Source organism: Corynebacterium sputi DSM 45148 (assembly GCF_000427865.1).
In the GTDB taxonomy this organism is placed as follows: Bacteria; Actinomycetota; Actinomycetes; order Mycobacteriales; family Mycobacteriaceae; genus Corynebacterium; species Corynebacterium sputi.
This window is the reverse complement of record NZ_ATYV01000002.1, coordinates 1-11,286: the sequence shown is the minus strand read 5'-3', so window position 1 is coordinate 11,286 and position 11,286 is coordinate 1. Positions and strand designations below refer to the sequence as shown.

General features: G+C 60.6%; 7 protein-coding genes. 3 read left to right on the top strand and 4 right to left on the bottom strand.

Going from position 1 to position 11,286, the window contains the following annotated elements; genetic code table 11:
• Positions 1–59 precede the first annotated feature (59 nt).
• On the bottom strand, positions 60–1,271 hold the full coding sequence (locus YWU_RS17285; protein ID WP_169718864.1) for a pirin family protein: 1,212 nt from the start codon (positions 1,269–1,271) through the stop codon (positions 60–62).
• Positions 1,272–1,446: 175 nt separating this feature from the next.
• Here YWU_RS17285 and YWU_RS14405 point away from each other — a divergent pair, with 175 nt between their 5' ends.
• Positions 1,447–2,940, top strand: coding sequence for an NCS1 family nucleobase:cation symporter-1 (locus YWU_RS14405; RefSeq protein ID WP_051259907.1), 1,494 nt, complete (start codon positions 1,447–1,449; stop codon positions 2,938–2,940).
• Between the two features lie 84 nt (positions 2,941–3,024).
• On the opposite strand, the gene pntB is transcribed toward YWU_RS14405, so the two are convergent.
• On the bottom strand, positions 3,025–4,509 hold the full coding sequence (gene pntB / locus YWU_RS0101185; protein WP_051259860.1) for a Re/Si-specific NAD(P)(+) transhydrogenase subunit beta: 1,485 nt from the start codon (positions 4,507–4,509) through the stop codon (positions 3,025–3,027).
• 3 nt (positions 4,510–4,512) lie between these two features.
• Positions 4,513–6,048, bottom strand: coding sequence for a Re/Si-specific NAD(P)(+) transhydrogenase subunit alpha (locus tag YWU_RS0101180; RefSeq protein ID WP_027019039.1), 1,536 nt, complete (start codon positions 6,046–6,048; stop codon positions 4,513–4,515).
• A 604-nt stretch (positions 6,049–6,652) separates the two neighbouring features.
• Here YWU_RS0101180 and YWU_RS0101175 point away from each other — a divergent pair.
• Positions 6,653–8,569, top strand: coding sequence for a hypothetical protein (locus YWU_RS0101175; protein ID WP_027019038.1), 1,917 nt, complete (start codon positions 6,653–6,655; stop codon positions 8,567–8,569).
• 30 nt (positions 8,570–8,599) lie between these two features.
• Positions 8,600–9,541 carry a D-2-hydroxyacid dehydrogenase family protein gene (locus tag YWU_RS0101170; protein ID WP_027019037.1) on the top strand — a complete coding sequence of 314 codons (942 nt, stop codon included), beginning with the start codon at positions 8,600–8,602 and terminating at the stop codon, positions 9,539–9,541.
• A gap of 18 nt (positions 9,542–9,559) precedes the next feature.
• Here the strand turns inward: YWU_RS0101170 and YWU_RS0101165 are convergent, their stop codons facing one another.
• Positions 9,560–10,966 (bottom strand): protein adenylyltransferase SelO, encoded by a 1,407-nt coding sequence (locus YWU_RS0101165; protein WP_027019036.1) that lies wholly within the window; start codon positions 10,964–10,966, stop codon positions 9,560–9,562.
• Positions 10,967–11,286 lie beyond the last annotated feature (320 nt).

Below are 11,286 nucleotides of genomic sequence, written 5' to 3'. Positions count from 1 at the left end.
GGTTTCATGGGCGCTGTCCACCGCAAAGGCCAATTAACCTCGCTGAAACATGAGTGCACTCACGGTCGGAAGGTGTGGTCCGTTTTCACCAGGAGTGTGTCGAGGGCATCTTGGTAGCGCGCCTCCAATTTGTTGAACCGCACGCGCTGCTCGTCGGTATCTCGGGGGAGATTGTCGAGACTGCCCAAGTTGTCATTGACATCCGCGAGTTTCACAACCAGCGAATCCGGATCCGCCGCCGCACGGTCAACGAATTGGGCGTACGTCTCGTCGTCTCTTCGACTGAGCTTCTCGACGACCCCCACCACCCGCTCCGGCAGCAACTCTTTGTGGAGCGACCAGAGGTAGGGGTGGTCTTCGGCGACGTCATGAAGAAGCGCCGCAGCAATGACCTCCTCGTCTGCACCGCCATTCCTGACGGATGCTGCGATGCGCTCTGGGTGGAGAATATAAGCCTCTTCGCCATGGGCACCCGGGCGCGAATCATGCCGGTGTGCCTCGACTGCCAGTTCCAGAGCGGTTTCGATGATGCTCGGGGAGTCCGCCATGCTCCAGATCAGCAGTTCTGCGTCATCCCCGGATACCGCGACGGTCTCGCTTACCGAAGAGACGATCCGGGCCTGATCACCCTCTGCGAGAGACTCGGAGCCGACAGTCGCAGAGCCGCGAAGAAGATAGATGTGGGTGAACTCCGACAGCGGCAGCCGCACCGAACCATGCTCCAACAACACGTAGCGAAGTCGAGAGTTGTCCGTGCCGATCCGCAGTGGCCTCGGGAGTTGACCGCGGACGTCGGTGACGTTGTCCCCGGCGGCGATGAGGTGGAGTTCATTGGGCTCAGAGATCAGATCTCGGAAGTCACCTTCGCAGTGGCGAGGCTCTGTTCCTGCAGAGTCTGGTCGTAGCCACATCTGAACCACTCTGAGGAACGACTTTCCGGTGTATCCGGCAGCATTGACCTCTGCGTGGCTCACCCCGCTGCCCGCAGATATCGCCTGCGCCATCCCGGGGGAAAGGATCACGTCCGCGCCGCCTGAATCGCGGTGGCGCAAGTTGCCCTCGACGACCCAGGTGACGATCTCCGCATCCTGGTGGTGGTGCATGTCGAAGCCAGCGCCGGGGGAGACGCGGTCGTCATTGTGGATCTGCAGCGGTCCGAATGCGTTCGCAGAGAGGTCAAAATTCCCCGTGGCAGGGAAGGCCTGACGCGAGTCCACGTCCGAACCCCGCCAGCGGTCCCGAGCAGCTGAGGCGATCACCGTGATGTCCATGACCGCAAGCATAGGCAGGCCTCCGACAGTCGCATGTGAACGTCCGGTTTCGGGGCGGAATCGTGTGGGTTAGGGGAACGTCGGGAAGCGTAAAAACATTGTTTAGCAGGAAATTTAGGCAAATTTAAGGTTTAGGCTGCAGAAGAACTTTCACTTCTAGAGATCGGTGGACGCCTTGTCCGAGAATCCGGCGAACCTCGCCGCTACTGCAGATCCAGCCCTGTACAACCCCGACCTGGCACCGGTCCCGAAGGAGAATCGGAAGTGGGGTGCCTTCGAGATCTTCAACGTCTGGACCAATGACATCCAGTCGCTCGCTGGTTACACCCTGGCCGCGTCCCTATTCATCAGTGCTGGCATCAGCGGCTGGTATGTATTTGCGGCGATTGTTCTCGCCGGCATCATCGTCAACTTCCTGGTGAATCTCTCCGGTGCCCCTGGTGTGAAACTCGGCGTCCCGTACGCGGTGATGGCCCGCATGTCGATGGGCGTCCTCGGCGCCCGATTCCCTGCGCTGGTCCGCGGAATCGTCGCGATGTTCTGGTACGGCGCACAGACATACTTCGCTTCTACCGCTGTCGCACTAGCGATCAACGCCATGTTCGGTTATCCCGAATCCGGCACGTTCCTCGGCATGAACATGGTCGATTGGATTTCCTACGTGATCGTCACCGCGCTGCAGGTCTACCTGTTCACCCGTGGCATCGATGCGATCGCGAAGTTCCTCAATTTCGCGGGCCCGGCTGTGTATGTGGTGATGATCATCCTGCTGGTCGTGATCTGGGTCCGGGCTGGCTCGGACATGCTCCCGGCAGTGCGCGACATCTTCAATAATGATGAGGTCACCGGCTGGGCAACGGTCAGTGCATTCATTGGAGTTGTGGGAACGATGGTCGCGTACTTCTCTGCTGTCATCATCAACTTCGGTGACTTCTCCAGGTTCACCAAGTCCGAGAAGGCAATGAAGCTCGGCAACTTCACCGGGTTGCCGCTGTCGCTGGCGTTCTTCACCTTCTTGTCGCTATTCATCACTGCAGGCGCGTACGTCGTGTTCCAGAATGGTGAAGGTACTCCGATGGACAATCCGGCGGATATCGTCGGTCAGACCGAGTCCGTCATTCTGTCTCTTATCGCTGCAGCAACGTTCCTCGTCGCCACGATCGGTGTGAACCTCGTGGCGAACTTCATCCCCGCTGCTTACGACGTCGCCAACATGTCCCCGTCCAAACTCAGCTTCCAAGCTGGCGGAATCGTGACCGCCGTCTTCGGCTTCATCATCGGTGGCATGTGGGTCGCGGTCATTAACGACATCGGACTGCCGACGTTCGTTGATACCCTCGGCGCGATCCTTGCTCCGCTGTATGGCGTGCTGATCGTTGACTACTACTTCATCCGCAAGAAGCAGGTCCATATCCCGGACGTATTCACCATGGACTCCGATAGCCCGTACCACTACAAGAACGGCTGGAATACCAAGGCGCTGGTGGCAGTCGGCGTTGCTGCAGTCTTCGCCATCTGCACCGTCTGGGTGCCGGCGTTGCACGGTCTCTCCGGATTCGCGTGGCTGATCGGTGCGACGCTCGGTGGCCTGCTGTACTACGCCACGATGAGGAACTCGGTCACTCGTCACCTCGATGTTGGTGCGGAAGAAGTGCCCGTAAAGGCGTAGCTGCGGTGGTTCCTTACGTACGACGAAACCCCGACACATCCGGTGGGATGGGTCGGGGCTGGGGACGTCGGGAAGCGAGTGTCTTTACAGACCCGCGACGATCTCCTCGACGGTGGCCTTCGCGTCACCGAGGAGCATGTCCGTGTTGTCCTTGAAGAACAACGGGTTGGGAACACCGGCGTAACCGGAAGCCATGGAACGCTTGAACACGATCACGCGCTCAGCCTCCCAGACCTTCAGCACCGGCATACCGGCGATGGGGGAGCCGGGCTGCTCAGCGATCGGGTTGACCGTGTCGTTGGCGCCGATGACCAGGACGACGTCGACCTCACCGAAGTCGTCGTTGACCTCGTCCATCTCCAGAGCCAGGTCGTAGGGGACCTTGGCCTCGGCCAGGAGCACGTTCATGTGACCCGGCAGACGGCCGGCGACCGGGTGGATTCCGAATGTGACATCCTTGCCGGCTTCACGCAGCTTCGAGGTGAGGTTCGCGACCGGGTACTGCGCCTGGGAAACGGCCATGCCATAGCCCGGGGTGATCATGATCTTGCGAGCACCCTTGAGAGCCTCGACGGTCTCAGCGATGTTGACCTCGGTGTGCGTGCCGTAGTCGGTGTCATCAGAACCTGCGGACGGGGTGTCGCCACCGAATCCGCCGAGGATGACGGACACGAACGAGCGGTTCATGGCCTTACACATGATGTAGGACAGGTACGCACCGGAAGAACCAACGAGGGCACCGACGATGATCAGCAGGTTGTTGGACAGCATGAAACCTGCAGCTGCTGCAGCCCAACCGGAGTAGGAGTTCAGCATCGAGACGACCACCGGCATGTCTCCGCCACCGATGGCGGCAACGAGGTGGAAGCCCAGGAACAGCGACAGAGCAGTCATGACACCGAGGCAGATCCACTCGACGGTCACGTTGTCCGTGAAAGCGAAGACGAACATCAGGACGACGGAGCTGACGATGATCAGCAGGTTCAGCAGGTGGCGACCCGGGAGCATCAGCGGCTTGCCGTCCATGCGGCCTGAGAGCTTCAGGAAGGCGATGATCGAACCGGTGAAGGTGACCGCACCGATGAAGATACCGAGGAAGATCTCACCGGAGTGGAATCCATCCAGGCCGTAGTCAGGCGCTGCGAGGTAAGAGTTGAAACCGATGAGGACTGCGGCCAGACCCACGAAGCTGTGCAGCATCGCGATGAGCTCCGGCATGCCGGTCATTTCGACCTTCTTGGCACGCGGGATACCAATGGCAGCACCGATGAGCATTGCCAGTGCAATGAGGATCAGAGTGGCGAAACCGGAACGGTAGGCCTCCGGGTCCTCAATGGACTGAACGACTGCGGTAATGATCGTGGCAATCAGAGCGACGGCCATACCGGTCGCACCGAAGGTGTTACCGCGCTGTGCAGTGTCGTTCTTCGACAGTCCGGCCAGGGCCAGGATGAAGAGAAGCGCGGCGGCGATGTACGCCAGGTTAGTGAAGCGGGTGGTCCACTCCAGCAGGGGGGAGGTCTCCTCGATGAGGACAACATCCGCGATAGCGAGATTCAAAGTAGTCATCGCTTACGCCTCCTTCTTGAACATCTGGAGCATCCGGTGCGTCACCGTGAAGCCACCGAAGATGTTGATGGACGCGACAACGATCGCGATGAACGCCAAGATCGACACCGCCAAATTGCTGGAGCCGACCTGAAGGACAGCACCAACCAGGATGATTCCGGAGACGGCGTTGGTCTCAGACATCAGCGGGGTGTGCAGCGAGTGCGTAACCGCGGTGATGACGTAGAAACCGACGACGACGGCGAGCATCAGCACCATGTACAGCGGGCTGACAGCGACCGGGGAGAACAGCACCAGGGCGACACCGAGGACAGCAGCAACGCCGAGCCACAGCTTGCTGTTGCTCTTTTTCTCCTCCGCCTCTTCTGCGGCTGCGGCTTCCGGGGCAGCTGCGGCCGGGGCGGCAGAGACCTTCACCGGCGGCGGCGGCCACAGGATTGAGGTGGCACCGTCAGCGTTGTTGGTGACGGTGATGCCGCGGATGATCTCGTCATCCAAGTCGACAACCGTCTGACCGTCCTTGTTCGGGGTCAGCAACTTGAACAGGTTGACCACGTTCTGGCCGTACAGCTGCGATGCCTGGGTCGGCAGCGAGCCGGCCAGGTCGGTGTTACCGATAATGATCACGCCGTTGTCAGTAACGGTGGTCTCGCCGGCGACGGTGAGCTCACAGTTTCCGCCGTTGGCAGCCGCCATATCGACGATGACCGAGCCGGGCTTCATCTTCGCGACGTCAGCTGCGGTCAGCAGAATCGGGGAGGTGCGGCCTGGGATGTTCGCGGTGGTGACAACGATGTCAGCCAGAGCGGACTGCTCCGAGTAGAGCTTCGCGGCGGCGACAGCCTGGTCGGCGGTCATTTCCTTGGCGTAGCCGTCTTCGGACTTCTGAGTCTCAGCCGGGATCTCGACGAACTCTGCACCCATGGACTCGACCTGCTCGCCGGCTTCCGGACGAAGGTCCGTTGCCTTGACGATGGCGCCCATGGAGTTTGCGGTACCGATCGCGGCAAGGCCTGCGACACCGGCACCGATGACGTACACGGTGGCCGGGGGCATCTTGCCGGCGGCGGTGACCTGACCGGTGAAGAGACGGCCGTATGCGCCGGCAGCTTCGATGATCGCGCGGTAACCGGCGATGTTGGCCATCGAGGACAAGACGTCCATCGACTGTGCACGGGAGATACGCGGGACCGTGTCCATTGCCATCGAGGTGATGCCGGATGCGGCAAGCTCTTCGATGAGGTCGGCATTGCGGGCCGGTGCCATGCGAGTGATCAGCGTGGCGCCGGAGCGCATCTTCGCGCGGTATTCCGCCGGCGGGGTGTCGAGGGTGGTGATGATGTCCGCCTGCCAAACCTCTTCGCCTACGAGGTTCGCGCCTGCGGCCTCGAACTGGGCGTCAGGGAAGTTGGCGCGTGCGCCTGCTCCGGTCTGGACATCAACGTCATAGCCGAGCTTGATCAGCTTGGCCACGGTGTCCGGTGTCGCGGCAACTAGCGGTTGCTCAGCGCCCGGTTCTATGGGAACTCCGATTCGCACTCTTGTCTCCTGATTCGGGTGCTTGCGGCTTGCTTGCAGATTGTTTATGAGATGTGAACCACGATTCGTGGAACGCGGTAGATCTATTAATAAATCTGTAACCGTCGGTATGTGTGGTTTTGCTGAAAATATTCCTATTTTCGGCAATGTCCGGCGCTGGCCGGAGGCTTAGCGAAAGTTGTGGCGCGAAGCCGGGGTGCCTGGTCGGGCGTCAGCGGGCGCACGGGGCGCTAGGGTTGGGCCCCCGCACGTGCAGGTAGTGGATAACGGACGGATTGTAGGTCAGCGGATGGCGCCCTGGATAGCAGGCCTCGGTGGATTCGGCTTGGTCCGTTGAGCTGCGTCGACTCGTTGAGTAACGGATCGCCCGCTTAAACCTGAGGGCGATCCGACTGGGGCTATCGGTGGTGTAGAGCGGCTAAGGGGGGCTTCGGTCCCACCCGTCATTAGGTAGTGATTGCTGTATCCAACACGCTTACAGTGTTTGCTGTGTGGGTAGCGTCGGTTACCCCCGATACCCCCAAAATAGTTTCCAGGCTCTGTCAGTAGTGATCGGTATTGCCCGACATGCGGAACCGGCATTCCCGTCGTAACCTCAGTGTCCATGACCGAATTCGCTGATGGCCGCGAGAGCCTCGACTGGACCCGCTTCCAGCGCTCCCTCGGCTTCGATTTCGGCGATGCCACCCCAGGCGGAGTGCTCAAAGAATTCTCGGAAGTGCTCCGCGACCATCGGGCAGTGGAAGTGTCGAAGGGGCCAGCCGGCCCGGAGTTGGTGCGCAGGGTGCGGGATTTCTCAGGTGCGGTCGTGCTGATCGGGCCGGATACCTTGGCCTTCGGTTTCGATGGCGGTACTAATATCCCCGCTGGCGCCGCGTACGTTCCGCAGAACAGCGAAGGCCTAGGCGTCAGTTTTCTGACCTCGGCATCGGCACTGAATCCGGATCTTGAACCAGACCAGATCTCCTTCTCCCCGGGGAAGAAGGAGACAGTCCCCGTTCCCCTGCGATTCCACGTCACTGATCCGCGGGGGCTGTGGGTCGGGCCCCCGGCTGATGAGCGTGGTGGAGTCATCGCCAAGGACGCTGACGGACGGCTTCAGCTGACGGTCGTTTTTGCTGACGACGTCATCATTGCCGCTGACGGCCAGGTCCCCACCGGTCGCCCAACTCACGGTGAACCCCGTCGAGTTGTTGCCACCGTCGAGAGCGCTCGGAAGTATCTGAACGTACTGGTAGGAACGCCATTCTGGTATCTGACCATCCGGCTCGCGGACGGGTCTGTTGTCGACGCTTGTGCCCCAGACATGAAGGTTGCCCGGGTCCACCACCCGGCTGCGAGGGGAGTGTTGCGTCCAGAGAATCCTTACCCCGTCGGCACCACCGTCAGTGGTGACGCCGTGCTCACTGGCAGATTCCTCTCCCCGGAGGCACATCCGATCGTTTTGGCCGACCCGCTGTGGATCGTCGGCGGGCAGGAACCGGATCTGCGGCCGCCGGTGACGCACGGTCCGGTCGGCGCGGTGATCGATACTGATATCGCGACCTGCCTGGGACTGCGATTCAACGGTGGGGCAGCGGTGTGGGAGGCGATTTCCGGCGCGCCTCGCTCGGCCGGCTGGGAGACCACCGAATATCTCGATACGGACGAGGATGAGTCCGGTGTGCTGTTTCCGGTGGGGACGCGGGTAACCGTCGGGAGGCAAGGCATTGACGGCGCGAGCGTCGCCAGATCCCTGCCTAGCGGGGATTGGGCGGTGTACCTCGACCGCGATCCGATGAAGGATCAGGTGCTCCATCTAGCAGCGATCGACTGTGTGGTCACGCCCGATGCAGCGACGCTTGAGAGCTTATGGGGCCTCGACATCGACAGCGAGACCTCCTATTCGATCGCTACCGTCGCCTCGGCGCCGCTGACGTTCGGGACTCATCTTCCGATCTGCTGCCAAGTGGAATCGGTGCGCCAGGTTGAGGTTGAACTCACCGAGGGCATCGGGGGTGGACATCGCTATGAGGTGCGCTCGCATATCGGTGATCGGGATGTCGTGCTGCATCTGCCTGCGGATTTGGGCATGCTGCCAGTCGGTTCGGTGCTCTGCGGGGTCGCGGTCACGTGTTCAGCCGAGTCCACCACCATCGGTGAGCTCCTACGAGACCTTGAACCAGACCGAGATCAACGTGGCCACCGGCATCCCGACGACGCCGACCGCCTCCTCCTCTCTGTCATCGACTCGCCTCCGACGACATCTCGCCTCGCGCATGACACCTGCACCTCAGTGCCTAAGGCTGAGCAACAGCTCAGGGATACCGCGTTCGGCCGTGGCCTCGAGCCGTATCTCGGAGATGATCTGCGTTGGCGCTTGCGGCCGACCGGATATGGGGTCCCGAAGCTTCCCGTCGACAAGGACATCCTGGACACCCTGCGTGACGCGGTCGATATCGCCCGCTCGCAGGAGGACTCGGCCCGAATGCGCCGTGTCGCCCATCTCTTGGAGAGCCTCAGGCCGTACGATCCCCGGTAGCCAACGGCATCCAATCTGAAGGGGCCTTACATGAAGATTGTGGTTCTAGACGACTACCAGGACGTCGCCGGTGAGTTCGCCGACTGGGATTCGCTGGGCGCCGAGGTCCACACCGTCACCAGGCACGTGACCGGTGAGAAGGACCTAAAAGATCTGCTGTACGACGCCCCCATCATCATCGCCATGCGCGAACGCACCCCATTCACCCGATCTCTTTTGGCTTCGCTTCCGCAATTAAAACTGCTGGTCAGTACGGGCAAAGCAAATGCTTCGATCGACCTGGACGCTGCCCGTGACCATGGGATCGTTGTGTGTGGCACGGAGTCTCCGGCCTCGTCGACTCCAGAATTGGCCTGGGGTCTGATTCTGTCGGTTCTGCGTTCGATACCTACAGAGAACCAGGCGATGCGCGACGGAGGCTGGCAGAGCACCGTTGGCACTGACCTAGCCGGCCATCGGCTGGGAATCATTGGACTCGGCCGACTGGGCGGTCGGATGGCGAGGATTGGTCAGGCCTTCGATATGGATGTCGTCGCCTGGAGTCAGAACTTGGATCCAGCCGATGCCGAGTCGCTGGGGGTGCAGGCGGTGTCGAAGGAGGAGTTGTTCTCTACCTCAGACGTCCTGACCATCCACTACAAACTCAGTGACCGCAGCTGCGGCATCGTTGGCGCCGCTGAACTGGATCTGATGAAAAACACTGCAGTGCTGATCAACACCTCGCGTGGCCCCCTCGTGGACACTGACGCACTCATCGACGCCCTAGAAGCCGGCTCTATCGGTGGTGCTGGCATCGACGTTTACGACACCGAACCGGTTCCCGCAGACCATCCCCTGCGCACGGCACCACGCACGGTCCTCACTCCGCATTTGGGTTACGTCACTCGCGATACCTACTCCGTCTTCTATAGCCAGGCCGTTGAGAATGTCGCCGCCTGGATGGCAGGTCAGCCGATCCGCGTCCTCACCTAAAACCCGCCGAAATGTGGCTTAGGTGCCACAGAAGGTGATGAATGTGGCATCTGGTCCCGCACCAGGGCCTTCGAGATGGTCCATTCCAGCGCGTCGGGTGAAGGGGGTGAGGAGGACGTCGTAAAGCGTTTCGTAATCTTTTAGGTCTCCCTCCACCGCGCGGTCGACCGCGTGCTGTACGTGATGATTGCGGGGAATGTAGATGGGGTTCGTTCGCTTCATCAGGTCAGCATCCGGGTCCATGCTCCTCCATTCGCTCAGCCAGTTCCGAACGCGCTCATTGTCCGGGAGATGGTCGAAGATGTCGCCGTCAGTAAGGCTGCGGTGGACCTGAGTGTGATCCGGAGAAAATTCGACGAGTATGGCGCGCCACTCGTTAATGAGTTCAGTGGTTGATTCCTGAAATCCAGTGGCAGGATTGAGTCCAAGTTTGCGCCCAAATTCCGCCATGATCAGTGAATTCTGCTTTTCTTCATAGCGCTCGAGGATGGGGCTGGCGTAGGCGATGGCGTCGTCTGGATTATCGGTGAGGATCGGGACCATCGCCTCGGCGAATCGGTACATGTTCCACTGCGCGATTTTTTGCTGGCGGTTGTAGGCGTACCGGCCGCCAATATCGATGGAGCTGAAGCACGCCTTCGGCTCGTGATCGTCGAGGAACGCACATGGGCCGTAGTCAATCGTCTCTCCCGACAACGACATATTGTCCGTATTCATCACCCCATGTACGAACCCCAACCCGATCCATTTCGCCAGAAGCTTGGCCTGCGCATCCAGCGTGTACTCGAACAGCTCCCGCCTTGAATCAAGGTCGAAACGTTTCGCCGCATGGTCCGCAATCTTGCCGAGCACTTCTTCGCTGTTGCGCGATAAAGCCAGTTGCAAGGTCCCGACTCTCAGATGACTTCGCGCCACCCGCACCGTCGCCCCCGCAGGCAAAGCGCGTTCACGAATTGCCGTGTGACCGGTGGAAATGGCAGCCAAGGAACGGGTCGTGGGGACACCGTAATGGTGCATCGCCTCACTGACTAGGTGCTCACGCAGCACTGGGCCCAATGGCGCCCGACCATCGCCGCGCTTGGCGAACACCGTTGGTCCTGACCCTTTTAGGTGCAGATCGTAGAGGTGCCCGTCAGTGCCTGTGCGCTCTCCAAGAAGGACCGCACGGCCGTCTCCCATCATGGGGTTGAACTGGCCGAACTGGTGGCCTGCGTAGGCTTGGGCAACTGGCTTTGCGTTCTCCGGCAGGTTCTGCCCTAGGAGGGACAACACCCCCTCTTCGGTCTTCAACCACTCAGGATCGAATCCGAGTTCCTTGGCCAGGGGTTCGTTCAGCATCAGCAGTTGAGGGTCAATCGGAGTCTCTGGGACCTGCTCAACCGCCAACTCCGGAAGTGCGTCGGCGAAGTCATGGCTCAATGTCATGTCCCCGAGCGTACGCCCCTCGATTCAGTTCCCTCGCACGCCTTTTCGAGGAATCTCCATTTTCCTATTGCGTGAACTGCACAAACACACTAGCCTCGAACACGCAAGCGAGTTGATCGGGAAAACACGGGGATCAACTCACTCACTCCACAACTGAACCAGCTCTGTCACATCTAGCTCTGTCACATCAGCCCAGGGGGACCTGATGCACACCACAGCCAACCCGCCACCATTCGACCTCACCGACCCGGGGTGCCCATTCGCAGCGGCCATCGCACCACAGGCAGCACGCTTCGCCCACGAAAACCCCACTGACGAAC